Genomic DNA, 17,063 nt, shown 5'->3' with positions numbered 1-17,063 from the left:
TAACATGTAAAACAGGGGGTTGATTACACGCTCATACGTCGCAATACGCATGCCATTTACCGACAACGACGGCGTTTCGCTCTACTACGAGGAGCACGGACCGACGGACGCCGACCCCATCGTTTTCGTGGAAGGACTCGGCTACGGGCGGTGGATGTGGCGCTGGCAACGCGAGGCGTTCGCGGACGACTATCGCGTCATCGTGTGGGACAACCGCGGGACGGGGGATTCCGACGCGCCGGACGGTCCCTACAGCATCGAGGAGATGGCGGGCGACCTCGAAGCGGTACTCGCGGCCGTCGGCGTCGAATCGGTACACGTCGTCGGTGCGAGCATGGGCGGGATGATAGCCCAGCAGTACGCGCTCGACTACAACCGGGCGCAGACGCTTTCTCTCCTCTGCACCACGCCGGGCGGCGACGAGGGGGTGCCGACGCCGCCGGAGACGCAGGAACGGATGTTCGACGTGCCCGAGGGGTGCGACGAACGCGAGGCGATTCGCTACAAGATGGCCCCCGCGATGACCGAGGAGTTCGCCGCGGAGCACGACGACCTCCTCTCGGACATCGTGGACTGGCGACTGGCGGGTGACGCGTCCGACGAAGCGAGGGGAGCACAGGCGATGGGCGTCACGAACTTCGACGCCAGCGACCGTCTCGGTGAACTCTCGCTCCCGACCCTCATCGCGCACGGAACCGCGGACAGCGTACTACCTTTCGAGAACGCCGAACTGCTCGCCGACCGCATCCCGCACGCGGAACTCGAACCCTTCGAGGGCGGACCACATCTCTTCTTCATCGAGCAGTCCGGGGCGGTAAACGAACGACTCCGAACCTTCCTCGACGATGCCTGAGCACTCGACGCGGCCGTACGAATGGGTCGGCGCGTGGAGCGAAAAGCGGGCGCAACTCTCTCCCGACGCGGTGGGGCTGGTAGACGCCACCACGGGCGAGCGCTACACCTACCGCGAACTCGACCGACGGGCGAACCGCACCGCCCGACTGCTCCGCGAACACGGGGTTGCCGACGGCGAGCGCGTCGCCGTCCTCTCGCGCAACCGTCCGGAACTCATCGACTGCTTTTTCGCCACCGGGAAGACCGGCGGCGTGCTCGCACCGCTCTCACACCGCCTCGCACCGCGCGAACTGGTGCAGATGCTGAACGACGTCGAACCGGAACTGCTCGTCGTGGAAGCGCCCTTCGCCGAGCTCGCCGCCGACGTGCTGTCCCACGACGCCCGCGAGTTCGAAACGACGGTCGTCACGCTCCCGGCGGACGAGGATTCGTCGGAAAGCGATTCGGACCCGTCGGACGGGTCCGCATCGCACGCGGCCGAATCACGAGAGGGCGAATGGCGGGGGGACGAATGGAGAGAGGACGAATGGCGGTCGTGGAATTCGGTCCGTCCGGTGGACGGTTCGCCGGTCGAAACCGCCGACGTGTCGATGGACGACCCGCACCTCTTCCTGCACACGGGCGGTTCCACGGGCGTCCCGAAGGAGACGGTCATCACCCACGGCTCCGTCCTCTGGAACTCCTTCAACACCATCACTGCGTGGGGGTTGCGCCCGGAGGACGTGACGCCGATGGTGTTCCCGCTGTTCCACACCGGCGGGTGGAACGTCCTCACGGTCCCCCTCTTCCACCTCGGCGCGCGGGTGGTCATCGCCCGCGAGTTCGACCCCGAGTCCGTGCTCCGACTGGTGGAGTCGGAAGGGGCGACCGTCCTCGTCGCGGTCCCCGCCGTCCTGCGGATGATGTGTCACCACGACGAGTGGGACGACACCGACCTCTCGACGCTCCGCTTCGCCAAGAGCGGCGGCGGCCCGTGCCGCAACTCGGTGATGGAGGCGTGGTGGGACCGCGGCATCGAACTCTCGCAGGGCTACGGGCTCACCGAGTGCGGACCGAACAACTTCACCCTGCCGGACGGCTGGTCCCACGAGAAATCCGACAGCGTGGGCGTTCCCGCAATGCACGTCGATGCCCGCGTCGTGGACGACGACGGCGAACCGCTCCCGTCAGGGACCATCGGCGAACTCGAACTCGCCTCGCCCCACGCCGCCGACCGCTACTGGAAGAATCCGGAGGAGAGCGCGGAGACGTTCGGGATACCCGTGAGCGAGGCGAATGGAAGCCCGGAAGACGAGGGGCGCGAATCTACCGGCGAGTGGGTGTCCACGGGCGACCTCGCGCGCGTGGACGAGGACGGCTACGTCTACATCGAGGGCCGAAAGAAGAACATGTACGTCAGCGGCGGCGAGAACGTCTACCCCGCCGAAGTCGAGGACGTCATCGCCGACCACCCGAAGGTCGAGGAAGTCGTCGTAGTCGGCGTCCCCCACGAGAAGTGGGGACAGGTCGGAAAAGCGGTCGTCGAGGGTGACGAGTCGCTCACGCTATCCGATTTGGAGGCGTTTCTCGACGGCAAACTCGCGCGGTTCAAGCGCCCGCGCCACCTCGCGTTCGTGGACGGGATGCCGATGTCCGGGCCGTCGAAGATAGATAGGGAAGCGGTGAAGTCGGAGTTCGGGGAGGCGAAATAGCCGTCGAATCCGATTCGTCGGGCTAGAAAAGGAGTTTGGATTTAGGGAGCTAATTCTGATCTGATGTCCGGAACAATGGTGTCGTAATGAAGAAAATGCGCCCGGAAAAACCGTCGGTCTTCGTACCCGGAATGATCATCCTCAGTGCAGTGGCGTGGGTGACTATAGGAGTTCTCTTCTTCGGTGAACGTCCGGTTAACCAAGCGGTGTCCGGTGCGAGGTGCGGATTCTTTCTGTCCCTCATCTACGTCTTCGACCGATGGCGGAAACGGCGGGGGGGGGGCGACGCGTGATTCGAGTCAGTTTCCGTCGAGCGTCGTCGTACCCTTTCGAACGGACGGTTCGATAGCTACGAGAGAGATACTGAACGGCATATATTTCCAACACAGATATGGTAGTGTAAAACCAATTTCAGCTATGGATGTCTTCAGCCTCGAAAATCCATGGGTCTACTCGACCATCATAGTCGTGCTGTGGGCGGGGATATGGGGTGTGCTCAGTGTGTTCGTCTTCGACGGGGCACTGGTTGCCCCCGTGATTACGGGTGCCGCCGGTGGGCTGGCGTTCGCACTCGTCTTTCAGTATCTGCGACGCAACGAGGAGAATGCAACCGGTCCGTGAATATCGACGTCACCGCCTTTTTTCACTATCGACAGGAGAAATCAGCCAGCAACGAGCGATAAGGAAACTATTTTAACTCGTCTTACGTATGTTCCGCGGTAACAGAGCGAACGATAATGATAGACCTCACGATGGACATGGAGCAGTACGACTGCCCGTTCATCGACTCCTCCGACGATTACGGCGTGGCGTACTCGGCCGTTCACTGGGATTTCGATCGAGCGCGGGAGGAGTTGGAGACGCGGTTGGTGGTCGAGGGTGACGACCGAACCGAACTCGAACACGGTCTACGGGCGCTCCGCGAACACGACAACATGCACGACTGTTCCCTGCTGTCGAAGCGGGAGAACGTCGCGCACATCCGAACCACCATCGGGCAGACGGAGGCGATGGAGTCCATCCGCAACCACGACGGCTACATCACCGGCCCGTTCTACATCGAGGACGGCCACGAACTGTGGCACGTCGGCTTCGATCACGAGGACGTCGCGGAGGGCGCGCTCTCGGAACTCGAATGGAACAACGAGTTCGAGGTCGTATCGCGCGAAACGCCCGACCTGCCGGACCTACAGAACCTCGTGCAGAACGCGGGGGCCGCGATGACGCTCATCGACGGCTGTCGGGACCTCTCGGACGTGGAGCGCGAGACGCTCGAACACGCCGTCAGGGACGGCTACTTCCAGAGTCCGCGGTCGGCCACCCTCGGCACGCTGGCCGACGAGTTCGGCGTCTCGAAACCCGCCGTCTCGAAGAACCTCCGCCGCGGACAGCGAAAGATGATACAGCGCGTCGTGGACGCGCTAGAACTGCTCGACTGAACGTTATTCTCCCTCGAACGTACTCCGTAGTCGCTCGCCAGCGTAGGCGAAAAACTCGTCCGTCGTGTCCACGACGCCGAGCATGTTGGCAAAGCCGTGTACCATCGCCTCGTAGTCCCGGTGTTCGACGGACACGCCGTCCTCCGCGAGTCGGTCGGACGTCACGACGGTTCTCACTCGTAGGTCAACGTCATGCCACCGTCGAACAGCAGGTCGCCGCCGTTCAGGTGGTCCGCGTGTTTGGAGAAGCCGAAGACGAACAGGTTCGCCACGTCCTGCGGCGTCATCATGTCCTTCGTCCGCGCTTGGCCCAGCATCACGTCCTCGACCACCTCGTCCACGCTGATACCGCGCTGTTCGGCGGTGTCCGGTATCTGGTCCGTCACGAGCGGCGTCTTCACGTAGCCCGTGCTGACCGAGAAGGCGCGAACGTCGCCGTCGCCCTCGGCGGCGAGGGACTGCGTGAGGCCGCGGAGGCCGAACTTCGAGACGTTGTAGGCCACCTTATCGGAGGTGGTGTAGTGGCCGTGAACCGACGCCATGTTGCCGATACAGCCCGTTCCATCGCCGCTCTCGCGCATGTGGGGCAGGCAGGCCTTCGCCAGCAGGAACGGCGCGCGGACCATCACGTCGTGGAGCAGGTCGAACCGCTCGGCCGGGAACTCGTCGATGGGGTCGATGTGCTGGAGTCCGGCGACGTTGACCAGATATTTCACCGCGCCCGCGTCCGCCGCGTGGGAGACGATGCGGTCTATCTCGTCCTCGTCGGTGAGGTCGGCAACTACCGTTTCGACGTTTCGTCCGAGTTCCAACTCCTCGGCGCGGTCGGTCGTCTCGGCCAGGCCGTCCTCGTCCACGTCCGTCCCGACCACCGTGAGGTCGTTCGCGGCGAGCGCGAGCGTCGTCGCACGACCGATTCCGGAGGCCGCGCCCGTCACGATAGCCACGTTCTCGGGCGTGAAGTGGTCGTCTTCGACGTGCAGTACCTCGTCGGGGTCGAACGTCGGCGGCGTTACCGCGTCGTCTGCCATATTTCAAACTCCGAGCGATAGCGAGGAAAAATCCACGGTTGATATGTGAACCGGCCCGATTCCGTTCTGTTCACATGTTAACCCTGCAGTATTTGCCGCTCGTAACTCCCGGTATAGGTGGTATGACAAGGCGGAGACTGACACGGCGCAACGTCCTCACGTCGGCGGGTGCGGTCGGGATTGCCGGATTGGCAGGGTGCACTGGAAACGATGACACAAACGATACGACGAACGACGACAAATCGGGGAACGACAATGGAACGGGTGGCATGACGACGACCAAGAACGTATCGGGGACGGTGAAAATCGGCGTTCTCCAACCGATTTCGGGGAGCCTCAAATACTACGGACAACAGAGCCTGTGGGGCTTCCTTTCGGGACTGGCCTACAAAGCCGACGCCGACCCGAAGACGGGCGTCAAGAGCGGGAAAACGGTCGTGTCGGTCGGCGACACCGATTTCGAACTGTACGTCCGCGACACCGGGTTCTCCCAGAGCAAGGCCAAGAAACTGGCGACGAACCTCGTGACGGACCAGAAGGTCGATATGCTCTTCGGCTGTGCGTCGTCGTCCTCGGCGACGACGGTCATCAAGACGGTGGCCAAGGCGAGCGGCGTGCCGTACGTCGCCGGACCGGCCGCGTCTGCATCCATCACCTCGGACGGCGAGACGTGCAACAACCTCGTCTTCCGCGCGAGCGAGAACACCGCGATGGACGCCCGAAGCGGCGGGAAGTACGTCGCCAAGGAAACCGACGTGAAGAAGGTGTACCTGTTCGGGGCCGACTACAGTTTCGGCAAGGCCGTCGTGAACAACTACGAGCAGGTACTCGAGGACGAAGGCGTCGAAATCGTCGGCAAGAAGTTCGTCCCGCAGGAGCACTCGGAGTGGAAGGGCCTGCTCGACAAGGCACAGGATGCGGGCGCACAGGGAATCGTCGGCGGATTCACCGTCGCCACGCTCCCGAACCTGTTCACCGAATACCTCTCCGGAAGCTACGACTACCGCGTCTTCGGCGGCTTTGCGACCCAAATCACGAACAAGGTGGTCGGCCAGACGATGCAGAAAGTCATCGGCAAACCGCTGACGAAAGAGAAGATAGAGAAGACGAAACTCGGCCCGTTCACGACCCGCTATCACTGGAACCAGTACGACAACGATATCAACACCTCGTTCGTCGATTCGTACACCAAGGCCTACGGCGTCGTTCCGGACCTGTTCACTTCGGGCACCTTCACCGCCGCATCGGCCATCGTGCAGGGCGTCCACCAGAGCGGTTCCACCAAAGGGACCGACATCGCGGAGGCCATGCGCGGTATGACCGTGAAAGACACGCCGAAGGGAGAGGGCGGCTACGTCTTCCAGAAGTACAACAATCAGGCCCGCTCTTCGATGACCGTCGCCAACCCAGTCCCGACCACGGACGAGTGGGCAGACAACTGGGACGCCGCCGTCATGCCCGGCGAGCCGCTCGCCACCATCGAGGGAGAGGAGGCGACCATCCCGAAGGACGCGGCCGGAATGTCCTGCTCGCTCTAACATGCTCCGAACTACGGGGCTGACGAGACGGTTCGGCGGCTTGGTCGCCGTCGATGACGTGGATTTTACGCTCGAAGCGGACGAACTGTGTTCGCTCATCGGGCCGAACGGGGCGGGCAAGACGACGTTTTTCAACCTGTTGACCGGCGTGCTCGCGCCGAGCGAGGGCAGCATCGAATTCCGAACGAACGGGTCGTGGCGGGACATCACGGGGACGGAGCCCCACGAGACGGCGCGGTTAGGACTCCACCGGTCCTACCAGATAACGAACGTTTTCCCGACGAGTACCGTCCTCGAAAACGTCCGCGTCGCGGTGCAGGCACACGGGGACGGGTCGGCCAATCCGATTCGAAACGCGAGGGCGTTCCCGGAGCACACCGAAGAGGCCCACGCGATTCTGGAGCGCGTGGAACTCGACGACTTCGCCGAGACGACGGCGGGGAACCTGAGCCACGGCCAGACGCGCCAGTTGGAGGTCGCCATCGCGCTCGCGGGCGACCCGGACGTACTCCTGCTCGACGAACCGAACGCGGGCGTCTCTTCCGAGAGCGTGGGGACGATAATCGACCTCATCGAGGACGTGGCCGAGGACCACGCGGTGCTGCTGGTCGAACACAACATGGACATCGTGATGCGCGTCAGCGACCGCATCGTCGTGTTGAATCAGGGGTCTGTCATCGCCGACGACACGCCGGAGTCGGTGCGGGACGACCCGAACGTGCAAAAGGCGTACCTTGGCGGCTACGAGGTCGAGGAGGGTATCGCGTGAGCCTGCTGACCGTCGAGGACGCCCACACGTACTACGGCGAGAGTCACGTCTTGGAGGGCGTCTCGATGGAAGTCGAAGCGGGCGAAGTCGTCGCCCTCGTCGGCAGAAACGGCGTCGGGAAAACGACGACGCTCCGCACCATCCTCCAACTGACCCCGCCGCGGCGGGGGAGCGTCCGGTTCCGCGGCACGGAACTGATCGGCAAGAGCACCCACGAAGTCGCGGAGATGGGAATCGGATGGATTCCCGAGGAGCGGCGGGTGTTCACGCAACTTTCCGTCGAGGAGAACATCCGGGTGGCGGTGCCGAGCGGGGAGGACGTGCACGAGGCCCTCTCGCTCGCCTACGAGACGTTCCCCGACCTCGAAGAGCACCGCGACCGCGAGGCCGGAAATCTCAGCGGCGGTCAACAGCAGATGTTGGCCCTCGTCCGCGGTCTCGTCGGGGAGAACGAACTCCTGCTGGTGGACGAACCGAGCGAGGGACTGGCCCCGCTCATCGTCGAGGCCGTCGCCGAGGCGCTCGCAGAGGCGGCGACGGATACCACGCTGTTGCTGGTCGAGCAGAACCTCCCGCTGGCGCTCGACCTCGCTGATCGGTTCTACGTGCTCGACAACGGACGCGTCGTCGAACAGGGCGACGCGAACGAGGTGTCGATGGACGACGAGCGACTCCGGAGGTATCTCTCGGCATGATGGAACTCGTTCCGCTCGCGGGGGTCGGAAGCGCGCTGGGGGATTTCCTCCGGCCATCGACGCTCGCGTCGGTGTTCATTCAGGGGTTGGCGAAGGCCGCGCTGTACGTGATGATTGCGAGCGGCTTGACGCTCATCTTCGGCCTGATGGGTGTGTTGAATTTCGCCCACGGGTCGCTGACCATGTTGGGCGCGTACCTCGGCGGGTTGGTGATGGTCGCGTTCGTCGCCGCCGGAGGCAGTTCTATCACGCGGTTGGCCCTGTTTTTCGTGGCCGTCGTGGTCGTCTTCGCCCTGCTCGCCGGACTCGGAACCGCGGTCGAAGTCGGCCTCATCCGCAAACTGTACGACCGCCCGCCGGTGTACCAGATTCTGCTCACCTTCGGGCTGACGCTCGTGCTGAACGAACTGGTCCGAATCGCAGTGCTGTTCTACGGCATGCAACCCCAGACCGACTGGCAGGACGCCTTCGGGACGAAACCCGGCTTCCTGACGAACCAGATCGGACTCGGCTCCGTCTCGGTGAACGGCCTCGCGCTCTTCGAAATCGCGTTCGGCGTGCTCACCGTCGCGGGAATCTGGGCCTTCCTGACCCGGACCCGCTACGGACTCGTCATCCGCGCGGGAAGCGAGGACGCGGAGATGACCGAAGCGCTCGGCATCGACGTTCGCCGCGTGTTCACCGTCGTCTTTGCGCTCGGCACCGGATTGGCCGGAATCGCCGGGGTGTTGCTCATGTGGGACCCGAAGTGGGGTGCCAGCGTCCCGGTCGCCTCGGAAGCGCTCCTCCCGGCGTTCGTCGTCGTCATCGTCGGCGGCCTCGGGACGTTCCGAGGGACCGTCGTCGCGGCGCTCCTCGTCGGCATGGTGGACGCGGCGATGTCGTGGTGGTTCGTCAACGCCATCGACTTCGCGGGACTGCCCGAGATGACCATCTTCCTCATCCTCGTGGTCGTCCTCATCCTCCGGCCGCAGGGCCTGTTCGGCGTCGAGGAGGTGGGGGGCCATTAGCACCGAAACCGGAACGGACGCGGAGCGGTCGATTTCGGAGACGGACGCCTCGTGGGTCGAAGAGTACACCCGCGACCACATCGTCCACCTCGCGGTTATCACCTTCCTCGCGGCCTATCCCGGCCTGTATCACCTGCTGGTGAACTCGCCGTTCGGGACGGAGGCGGCGACGCTCCTCCCGCGCGTGGAGACGATGATACCCGTCCTCTACTTCGGCCTGTTCGCCATGTCGTTCGACTTCATCAGCGGCTACACGGGGTACCTCTCGTTCGGCCACGCCGCGTTCTACGGGACCGGCGCGTACTTCGTCATCCTCACGGCGAACGACAAGATTCCGCTCCTCCCGCCGGGAACGCCGTTCATGGTGTCGCTCGTCGTCGCGGGACTGGTCGCCGTCGCGCTCGCGCTGGCGATTGGAGCCGTATCGTTCCGCCTGACGGGGGTCTACTTCGCCATGATAACCCTCGGCTTCGCGCAGGTGTTGTACGTCTTCGTCCGCGGCTGGGATTACGTCGGGTCGAACCCGCGCGACGGCATCTTCCTGAACGGGGCCAACGGCCTCAATATCGGCGTCCCCGGCGTCGATGCGCTGAACCTCTCCATCGGGGCGCTGACCGGTGACGAGGTATCGCTCGGATTCGTCCACCTCGGTCAGACGGAGGTGTCCTACTACATGATCGGTCTCGTGGTGCTCGTCTGCTACTTCGCCATGCAGCGAATCATCCACTCGCCGTTCGGCAAAGTGATGGTCGCCATCCGCGAAAACGAGGAACGCGCCATCGCGGTGGGGTACGACACCTTCCGCTACAAACTCGGCGCGTTCGCCATCAGCGCCTTCTTCGCCGCCGTGGCGGGGGGCCTGCTGGCGGGCTACGAACGAACCGTCTCCCCGGACGAGTCGTTCAACTTCCTCGTCGCGGGTGACGCACTGTTGGCCTCCATCATCGGCGGGTTCGGCACCCTCGCCGGACCGCTGTACGGCCAACTGTTCAACGAGACGTTCCGCGAGTTCCTGTCGAAGGCGGGCGAGGGCGGCGGACTCCTGCCGTACCTCAGAACACACCTCGGGTCGGGCGTCATGGGAACGACGATTTACAACGGCCTGACGGTACAGGGAGCCATCGAGACGTTCCTGAACGGCCACGCGAGCCTCTACGTCGGCACGCTGTTCGTGCTGTTCGTGTTGTTCGTCCCGAACGGGTTGCTCGGCACGCTCCGCGACCGCCTCGGCGGTCCCGTCTCAAAAGAGATTCCCGCACGGCTCCGGAGGTTCAGATAATGGTCGGACTCACGGGCTACGGACTGTACGTTCCCGAAGCGACGGTAACGGGCGAAGAAATCGCTCGCCGGAGCGCGATTCCCGAGGAAGTCGTCGTCGAGAAGATGGGCATCCGCGAAAAGCACGTTTGCCCGCCGGACGGCGACCACGCGGCGGACATGTGCGTGAAAGCCGCAGAGCGGGCGCTTTCCCACGCCGGAATCGAAGCCACTGACCTCGACGCGGTGCTGTATCACGGCAGCGAGTTCAAGGATTTCGTCGTCTGGAGCGCCGCGGCGAACGTCGCCGAGCGCATCGGCGCGGAAAACGCGTTCGCCAGCGAGAGTTACGCGCTCTGTGCCGGTGCGCCCATCGCGCTCCGGCAAGCGAAAGCCACCCTCGTCGCGGACGCCCCGGAGCGAATCCTGCTCGTCTCGGCGAGTCGGGAGGAGGACCTCGTGAACTACGAGAACGAGGACTCTTCGTTCATGTTCAACTTCGGCAGCGGGGCGTGCGCGATGGTGCTCGAAGAAGCGCCGGACGACCCCGTCGCCACGGTCCGGGAGAGCGCCGCGATAACGGACGGCCGCTTCTCGGAGGACGTGGTGATGCCCGCTGGCGGGTCGCGCAACCCGCCCAGCGAGGCGACCGTGGCGGCGGACCTCCACACCTTGGACGTGCCCGACCCGGACGGCATGAAGGAACGATTGGGCGAGGTCAGCCTCGATAACTTCCTCGACGTGGCCGACACCGCGCTCTCGCGGTCGGACTACGACCGGGACGACCTCGGATTCGTCGCGCTGACGCACATGAAACGGTCGTTCCACGACTACCTCTGTTCGACGCTCGACACGGCGAACTACTATCTGGACGAGTTCGGGCACGTCCAGAGCGTGGACCAGATACTCGCGCTGGACGCGGGACTCGAGAACGGACTGGTCGAATCGGGCGACGTCGTTTGCTTCCTCGCCGCCGGGACGGGCTACACGTGGGCGGCGACCGTGTTAGACTGGCACGGCGAGTAGCGGGACCGACTCGTCACTCCTTTGGGTAGCGAACGTACGGTCCGGGAAGGAGGGCGCGAATCGAGTACGACCGACGAGCCGCGTTCTCGTCGTCCGACTGTCCGGTCTCCGCGTCCGGTCGGTCCGTTTCACGGTCGGACGTTTTCCGCCAGTTGATTCCGAAGGTGCTCACACCACCGAGAAAACACTTCACGCGTCTTTATTATACGCCCGATAACCGCGTGACAGGGCGGGAATGAATTGAAATACGGAGATGACTAATCGTATAGCATGACCGTGTGGCCCGCCCATCCGCGCCGACGCGCCGTCGGATTCTTTCTCGCACTTCTCGTCTCCGTCGTCGCGGTCGGTCGCCGCGCTCGTTCGGCATTCCGCCAAACACGGGACGTTCCGTTGAGTCCGCTCGTCGCCAGCACCCGGGTAGGTTCGGACTATCTTCAACGGAACGACGTTACGACCAGCGTGCAACTGTCGGGCGAGATGGACGACATGGCGGCGTTCGCCCGTCCCGACTTCGACCCCGACGAGGTGCACCCGGAGGTCAGACGGTTCTACGAGCGCACCGCGGACTACGACATGGCGTATCGGGTGCACTGGCACCGCGGCTTCCGGGTCGGCGCGGCGCTCGCCGCCCGACTCACGAGCCGCATCGAACAGCTCAACCTCCCCGGCCCGTGGCAGTCGTCCGGCGGCCCCCTCACCAGCGAACTCGTCGCCATCGACCCGGACGAGGACCACCGAGACGGGGCGCGAGCGTGGATTCGAACGGACGGGACGGGAACCGCCGTCTTCGTCGCCATCTACGCCAGCCACGTTCGGGACGGAATCCGCTACGTCAACATCGCCGTCCCGCTCCCGTGGTCGAACCTGAGCACCGTCCTGCACGTGCGAACGCTCGACGGGTCGGTCGGTGACGAAGACGGCGAGGGGACCGGCATCGAACTGACGACCCGAAGCGAGACGGGCGACGAGGGGTTGTATCTCCGCACGCCGCTCGGTCCGGTCGCGCTCCCGATGGAACAGCGGTTCCGCGTGGCTCCGAAGGGTGACGGCATCCACGCCGAACACGCGATGTGGGTGTTCGGTCGACGGTTCCTCACCATCGAATACGACGCGGACCGGTAACCGACGTACACTCAGTTACTATTCGTACTATCGCTACCATCGAAACCATCACGGTAGTCAGCACTCACGGTACGATTCGTTCCAACGGTACGTTCGGTACCCTCGAAAGAATCCCGACGCTCGCAACCATCGCGATACTTCCCACCCTCAGGACTACCGCGACGGTGCCACTGTTACTACCGTTCTCACTCTCACGACTACCGCGACAATACCACCATCTCTACAATCTCAACCATCACAACTGCCGCGACAGCATCACTATTACTACCAACATCACCATCACTACAAGCCCCACTATCAGAACTACCACGACGGAATCACCATTTCCACCGTCCCCACCGTCACCACTACCGCAACAAAACCACTATCACCACCATCCCAACCATCACAACTACCAACCAGACATCACCGCACAACCTTCTTCACCATCACACATATCTAATTCGAGTGAGAGGTTTCCCGTATGAAGTTCAGCGACGCGAGCGCGTCGGTTCGAACGGTCCTCCTTAGCCGCCCGGCCTCGGTCCTCCCGCTGTTCCTCGCGGGGGCGAGCATCAACCTCATGGCACAGACGTTCCCGATAGTGGGACTCGTGCTGGCCTTTTTGCTCCTCGCGGGAACCGGGCGACTCGACGCCGTATTCGCCGCGTTTCGACGGAGCGATTTGAACGGAATCGAAACGAATCCCGCCGCCGTGGAGCGACTGCGGGACGCGATTATGGGCGCGTTTACGCCCGAGGTCATCGTCATCCTCGTCGCGTCCGTTCTGTGCAGTCTCGTCGTCGTGTTCGTCGCCCGCGCGCTCGTCGGGGCGGGACAAGTACACGCCGTGATGAGGACCCTGCGGAACGAGCGCGCGAGTGCGACCGACGGCGACGTGGCCACCGTTCCCCTCCCGACGCCGCTTCGAACCGAACGAGCGATTGGGGCCGGCGTCGCCGGTGCGAGCAGGGACGGAACGAGGTTCATCCTGCTGTCGCTCGCCCGTCTGTTCACGTACTTCCTCGTCTTCGTCGCGTTCGGCGTCGCGGAGGTCGCGGTGACGAGTGGGGGTACCGTCACGGCGGTCCTCGGGTCGCTCGTGCTGGCTCTCGTGCTCTTCGTCGTCCTCCTCGCGGTTTACCTGCTCTTCCTGTTCGTCCCGCAGGCCATCGTCATCGACGACGTTGGCGTTCGCGGTGGACTGCGACGGAGCGGGAGTTTCGTCCGTCACCACAAGGCCCGCGTCGCGGGCTACATCGTCGTCGTTGTCGCGTCGTTCGGCGTGTTCGGCGTCGTGACGGCCGGATTGAGTTTCCTCGGCGTCAGTCGAGTCGCCGCACTCCTCCTCTTCTTCGGGGTGCTTCCGGCGCTCGGCGTGCTGAAGACGGCGCTGTATATCGATTCTGAATCCGCGGTGTCCAACGGTCGGGGGTCGGTCCGCGGCGCATTCGGTCGTGGGATTCACGAACTGCGGACGTTCCTCGTCCGGAGACCGCTTCTCGTTCTCGGCGCGCTCTCGCTCTTCGCGGTCGGCGGCGTCGGCGGCTGGCTCGCGGTCCAACCGTTCACGCTCGAAAGCGTTCGCCCGGACGTGACGAGCAACGTCTTCGGGTCGTTCCCGATAGACGTGTTCGTCAAGCTGGCCGCGAACAACTGGTTCGTCTCCATCGCGGCGGCGTTCGCAGGGCTCGGGTTCGGCGTCCCGACGCTCGTCGCGCTGCTGTTCAACGGTGCGGTGGTCGGTGCCGTCATCGGCCTCCTTCCCGACCCCACGTTCGCCCTCGCGCTCATCCTCCCGCACGGAATCATCGAAATCCCCGGCCTGTCCGTCGCGGGTGCGCTCGGCTTACATCTCGGCGGGGTCGCGTGGTCCTACGTTCGCGGTCGGTCGTCGGCCGACGCCGTTGCGAGCGAACTCGTCCGCGCCTACTACGTCCTGCTCGGCTTGCTCCCGGTCTTCGTCGTCGCGGCGTTCATCGAGGCGTTCGTGACGTGGTGGGTCGCCTCGGCGGTCGTGTGAGCGGAAGACTCACTGCGCGATTTCGGCGAACTCGTTCGTGTCCTCGTCCGTTCCGGCGATGATGAGTTGGTCGCCGCCGCGAACCACGAAATCCGGCCCGAGGTCGGTGATGACCTCGCCGTTTCGCTCGACGGCGATGACGGTACAGCCCGTCCGGGTTCTGACCGCCGCATCCCGCAACGTCTGGCCGGTGAGTCGCGGCGCGGTCGTCCTGAGGATTTCTATCTGCTTGTCGGGCGAGATTATCTCCTCACCTTCGAGGATGGTCGAGGCGAGCATCCGACCGCTCACGGTTTCGAGGGCGAGGACGTAATCCGCGCCCGCGCTGTACAGCTTTCCGATGTTGTCCGTCTCGTTCGCCCGGGCGACGATTTCGACGCCCGGCGCGAGTTCGCGCGCGATGAGCGTGGCGAAAATCGTCGTCGTGTCGTCCGCGAGCGCGAGGATGAGCGCGTTGGCGTACTCGATGCCCGCCTCCCGCAACACGTCCTCGTCGGTCACGTCGCCGAGCACGTCCACGCCGGGTTTCTCCTCCCTGTCCACGACCGTGGTTCGCACCGATTTCGACTGCATCGTCTCTTCCACCGTCGAACCGACTTCCCCGTATCCGGCGACGAGTATCGAACTCCGAACGGGTCCGCGACCGTCCGAGATGGTCATCTCCTTCAGCCGTTCGAGCTGCGTCTCCCGTCCGGCCGCGAGCAAAATCGTGTCGCCGTCCAACTCGGTCGTCGGGGAGGGCGAACTCTGGAACTCCCCGCGCCGCCACAGGCCGATGATGTTCGCGCCGGTGCGCTCCCGAACGCCGCTCTCGTCGAGCCTCGTCCCGTCGATATCCGACCCGGCTTGAATCGACAGTTCCAGGATTTCGAAATCTTCGCCGATGGTGACGGTCTCGCCGAGGTCGGTCGTCACGGACGCCGTGACCTTCTCCGCCAGACTGTGACCGAGCAGGTGGCGCGGCGAGAACACTTGGTCCGCACCGGCGTACTGGAGGTAGTTCGTCAGGTCGGGATTCTCCACGAGACTGATGACGCGAACCGTCTCGGACACCTCGCGGACGGCAAGCGCGATGCTCGCGTTCTGCTCGTCGGTCGCGTCGGCGATGACGGCGTCCGCGTCCTCGACGTGGACGTTTCGGAGCGCGTCGGCCGACTCGGGGTCGCCGTGGACGACGGTGATGTCCTGTTCGTACAAATCGAGCGCGGCGTCCCGGTCCCTGACGACGACGACGTACTCGTGGTCCCACGAGTGAAACTCGTCGATGAGCGTCTCGGCGCGCGGCGAGTAGCCACAGATGACGACGTGGTTTTCCACGTCGTCGTCGATGGTCGTCGGGGGACTCACGCGAAGTGCCTCCTGTACCCACGGCGCGACGAACACCGGGAGGGCCATGAAGATGAGTATCACCCCGGACATCTGCATCAACACCATCAGCAGGCGCATCTGCGGCGTCGTCCACTGGCCCGCATCCACCCCGTATCCGGTCGTCGTGAACGTCTCGACGACGATGGAAAACGCCTGCAGGACGGTCCGGGTTTCGCCTTGGAACGTCGCCATCCCCCACATGTACGCGACGGTGTACAGGACGATGACGCCGACGAACGACGCGATATAGAGAAACACCCGGCGTCGCTGCCGCGTGACTGACGAGAAGACGGTAAACGGAACGCGCCGGGGTCGGTCGGCCATTATCGTATGACTGTAAGCCGGAGGACTTCATTCTGCCGTCCGACGGAGAGGTTCTGTGTGAATCGCTGTCGAGGCGGAGGGTAGCGGAACGCCGCCGGTCACCGGACGACTCAACATCCCGTGGTTCGTCTACCACGCCAATGGCGACCTATCGCGGCGCGATAGTGGACGTGGATGGAACGCTCGTTCGCGGCGACAACGGCCTGTCCGGTGCGGCCGACGCCGTGAGGACGTTGCGAGAGACGGGAATCACACCGCTCTTTTTCTCGAACAATCCGACGCAGCCGCCCGAACACTACGTCGAGCGACTCGCGGCGCACGACATCGACATCGACGCTGCGGAAGTGCTCACCTCGGCGCTCGTCACCGCGGAATTCCTCGAAGACGAGCACGCCGGACGCAACGTGTTCGTCGTCGGGGAGACGTATCTCCGCGAGTTGCTCGAACGGCGCGGGTTCGCGGTTCGGGACGACCCCGACGCCGCCGACGTCCTCGTCGCGTCCATCGACCGCGAGTTCGATTACGAGACGCTCACCGAGGCGTTCTGGGCGCTCGAAAGTGGCGCGTCCTTCGTCGGTACCGACCCGGACGTGACGATTCCGGTCCACGAGCGACTGGTGCCGGGGTCGGGAGCCATCATCAACGCCATCGCCGGCGTGGCGGGACGGGACCCGAACCACGTCCTCGGAAAGCCCTCCGCGGACGCGGGACGGGCCGCCTTGTCGCACCTCGACGTGTCGCCCGAAGAGTGTCTCGTCGTCGGCGACCGACTCGATACGGACGTCGCCCTCGGCGAGCGGATCGGTGCGACGACGGTGTTGGTTCGCTCCGGGGTGACGACGCGGGGTGAACTCGCCGAATCCGACGTGACGCCGGACTACGTACTCGACTCAGTTAGGGAGATAGGGGAAGTGCTCGCGGACTGAACGGTCG

Annotated in this window: 17 protein-coding genes; 13 read left to right on the top strand and 4 right to left on the bottom strand. The window is 64.2% G+C overall.

Features of this window, described 5'->3' with window-relative positions:
• The first annotated feature begins 49 nt into the window (after positions 1-49).
• From B208_RS0119100 to B208_RS0119085, 4 genes are all read left to right on the top strand, one after another.
• Positions 50-853 (top strand): alpha/beta fold hydrolase, encoded by an 804-nt coding sequence (locus tag B208_RS0119100; RefSeq protein WP_007977239.1) that lies wholly within the window; start codon positions 50-52, stop codon positions 851-853.
• Entirely contained in the window at positions 846-2,546 is a 1,701-nt protein-coding gene (locus B208_RS0119095) for an AMP-binding protein (RefSeq protein ID WP_007977237.1), read from the top strand. Before B208_RS0119100 ends, B208_RS0119095 begins: the two co-directional genes overlap by 8 nt.
• Before the next feature lie 417 nt (positions 2,547-2,963).
• Positions 2,964-3,167, top strand: a complete 204-nt coding sequence (locus B208_RS0119090) for a hypothetical protein (RefSeq protein ID WP_018129064.1) — start codon at positions 2,964-2,966, stop codon at positions 3,165-3,167.
• Between the two features lie 116 nt (positions 3,168-3,283).
• Positions 3,284-3,985: a helix-turn-helix domain-containing protein gene (locus B208_RS0119085; RefSeq protein WP_007977233.1), complete on the top strand. Its 702-nt coding sequence runs from the start codon at positions 3,284-3,286 to the stop codon at positions 3,983-3,985.
• A gap of 3 nt (positions 3,986-3,988) precedes the next feature.
• Here B208_RS0119085 and B208_RS24515 read toward each other — a convergent pair whose 3' ends face one another.
• Complete coding sequence (locus B208_RS24515; RefSeq protein ID WP_171970535.1) at positions 3,989-4,150, bottom strand: alpha/beta hydrolase family protein; 162 nt, start codon at positions 4,148-4,150, stop codon at positions 3,989-3,991.
• 8 nt (positions 4,151-4,158) lie between these two features.
• Positions 4,159-5,016, bottom strand: coding sequence for an SDR family oxidoreductase (locus tag B208_RS0119075; protein WP_007977229.1), 858 nt, complete (start codon positions 5,014-5,016; stop codon positions 4,159-4,161).
• 122 nt (positions 5,017-5,138) lie between these two features.
• Between B208_RS0119075 and B208_RS0119070 the strand changes: the two genes are divergently transcribed.
• From B208_RS0119070 to B208_RS0119045, 6 genes are all read left to right on the top strand, one after another.
• The gene (locus tag B208_RS0119070) at positions 5,139-6,554 is read left to right on the top strand and encodes an ABC transporter substrate-binding protein (protein ID WP_026177955.1); all 1,416 of its coding nucleotides are present in this window, start codon (positions 5,139-5,141) and stop codon (positions 6,552-6,554) included.
• 1 nt (position 6,555) lies between these two features.
• Positions 6,556-7,323: an ABC transporter ATP-binding protein gene (locus B208_RS0119065; protein WP_007977225.1), complete on the top strand. Its 768-nt coding sequence runs from the start codon at positions 6,556-6,558 to the stop codon at positions 7,321-7,323.
• Positions 7,320-8,018, top strand: coding sequence for an ABC transporter ATP-binding protein (locus B208_RS0119060; protein ID WP_007977224.1), 699 nt, complete (start codon positions 7,320-7,322; stop codon positions 8,016-8,018). Before B208_RS0119065 ends, B208_RS0119060 begins: the two co-directional genes overlap by 4 nt.
• Positions 8,015-9,028 carry a branched-chain amino acid ABC transporter permease gene (locus B208_RS0119055; protein ID WP_018129063.1) on the top strand — a complete coding sequence of 338 codons (1,014 nt, stop codon included), beginning with the start codon at positions 8,015-8,017 and terminating at the stop codon, positions 9,026-9,028. The genes B208_RS0119060 and B208_RS0119055 overlap by 4 nt, the downstream gene beginning before the upstream one ends.
• A gap of 124 nt (positions 9,029-9,152) precedes the next feature.
• Positions 9,153-10,307 (top strand): branched-chain amino acid ABC transporter permease, encoded by a 1,155-nt coding sequence (locus B208_RS0119050; RefSeq protein WP_026177954.1) that lies wholly within the window; start codon positions 9,153-9,155, stop codon positions 10,305-10,307.
• The gene (locus tag B208_RS0119045; protein ID WP_007977218.1) at positions 10,307-11,311 is read left to right on the top strand and encodes a 3-oxoacyl-ACP synthase; all 1,005 of its coding nucleotides are present in this window, start codon (positions 10,307-10,309) and stop codon (positions 11,309-11,311) included. The genes B208_RS0119050 and B208_RS0119045 overlap by 1 nt, the downstream gene beginning before the upstream one ends.
• Positions 11,312-11,324: 13 nt before the next feature.
• Here B208_RS0119045 and B208_RS0119040 read toward each other — a convergent pair whose 3' ends face one another.
• On the bottom strand, positions 11,325-11,483 hold the full coding sequence (locus B208_RS0119040; RefSeq protein WP_232423875.1) for a hypothetical protein: 159 nt from the start codon (positions 11,481-11,483) through the stop codon (positions 11,325-11,327).
• A 98-nt stretch (positions 11,484-11,581) separates the two neighbouring features.
• On the opposite strand from B208_RS0119040, the gene B208_RS0119035 reads away from it, so the two are divergent.
• Together B208_RS0119035 and B208_RS0119030 are read left to right on the top strand one after the other, a co-directional pair.
• Complete coding sequence (locus tag B208_RS0119035; protein WP_007977215.1) at positions 11,582-12,436, top strand: hypothetical protein; 855 nt, start codon at positions 11,582-11,584, stop codon at positions 12,434-12,436.
• A gap of 463 nt (positions 12,437-12,899) precedes the next feature.
• Entirely contained in the window at positions 12,900-14,438 is a 1,539-nt protein-coding gene (locus tag B208_RS0119030; RefSeq protein WP_007977213.1) for a stage II sporulation protein M, read from the top strand.
• A gap of 9 nt (positions 14,439-14,447) precedes the next feature.
• Here the strand turns inward: B208_RS0119030 and B208_RS0119025 are convergent, their stop codons facing one another.
• Entirely contained in the window at positions 14,448-16,130 is a 1,683-nt protein-coding gene (locus B208_RS0119025; RefSeq protein WP_007977212.1) for a potassium channel family protein, read from the bottom strand.
• A gap of 140 nt (positions 16,131-16,270) precedes the next feature.
• On the opposite strand from B208_RS0119025, the gene B208_RS0119020 reads away from it, so the two are divergent.
• Positions 16,271-17,056 (top strand): HAD-IIA family hydrolase, encoded by a 786-nt coding sequence (locus tag B208_RS0119020; RefSeq protein ID WP_007977209.1) that lies wholly within the window; start codon positions 16,271-16,273, stop codon positions 17,054-17,056.
• Positions 17,057-17,063: the final 7 nt, after the last annotated feature.

The organism is Haladaptatus paucihalophilus DX253 (genome assembly GCF_000376445.1).
Lineage (GTDB): Archaea > Halobacteriota > Halobacteria > Halobacteriales > Haladaptataceae > Haladaptatus > Haladaptatus paucihalophilus.
This window is presented reverse-complemented; position numbering and strand designations above follow the sequence as displayed.

Coding starts and splice junctions, on each gene's coding strand:
- B208_RS0119055 (WP_018129063.1), top strand. CDS start 8,015: ATGATGGAACTCGTTCCGCTCGCGGGGGTCGGAAGCGCGCTGGGGGAT.
- B208_RS0119020 (WP_007977209.1), top strand. CDS start 16,271: ATGGCGACCTATCGCGGCGCGATAGTGGACGTGGATGGAACGCTCGTT.
- B208_RS0119030 (WP_007977213.1), top strand. CDS start 12,900: ATGAAGTTCAGCGACGCGAGCGCGTCGGTTCGAACGGTCCTCCTTAGC.
- B208_RS0119065 (WP_007977225.1), top strand. CDS start 6,556: ATGCTCCGAACTACGGGGCTGACGAGACGGTTCGGCGGCTTGGTCGCC.
- B208_RS0119035 (WP_007977215.1), top strand. CDS start 11,582: ATGACCGTGTGGCCCGCCCATCCGCGCCGACGCGCCGTCGGATTCTTT.
- B208_RS0119070 (WP_026177955.1), top strand. CDS start 5,139: ATGACAAGGCGGAGACTGACACGGCGCAACGTCCTCACGTCGGCGGGT.
- B208_RS0119085 (WP_007977233.1), top strand. CDS start 3,284: ATGATAGACCTCACGATGGACATGGAGCAGTACGACTGCCCGTTCATC.
- B208_RS0119045 (WP_007977218.1), top strand. CDS start 10,307: ATGGTCGGACTCACGGGCTACGGACTGTACGTTCCCGAAGCGACGGTA.
- B208_RS0119100 (WP_007977239.1), top strand. CDS start 50: ATGCCATTTACCGACAACGACGGCGTTTCGCTCTACTACGAGGAGCAC.
- B208_RS0119075 (WP_007977229.1), bottom strand. CDS start 5,016: ATGGCAGACGACGCGGTAACGCCGCCGACGTTCGACCCCGACGAGGTA.
- B208_RS0119090 (WP_018129064.1), top strand. CDS start 2,964: ATGGATGTCTTCAGCCTCGAAAATCCATGGGTCTACTCGACCATCATA.
- B208_RS0119025 (WP_007977212.1), bottom strand. CDS start 16,130: ATGGCCGACCGACCCCGGCGCGTTCCGTTTACCGTCTTCTCGTCAGTC.
- B208_RS0119095 (WP_007977237.1), top strand. CDS start 846: ATGCCTGAGCACTCGACGCGGCCGTACGAATGGGTCGGCGCGTGGAGC.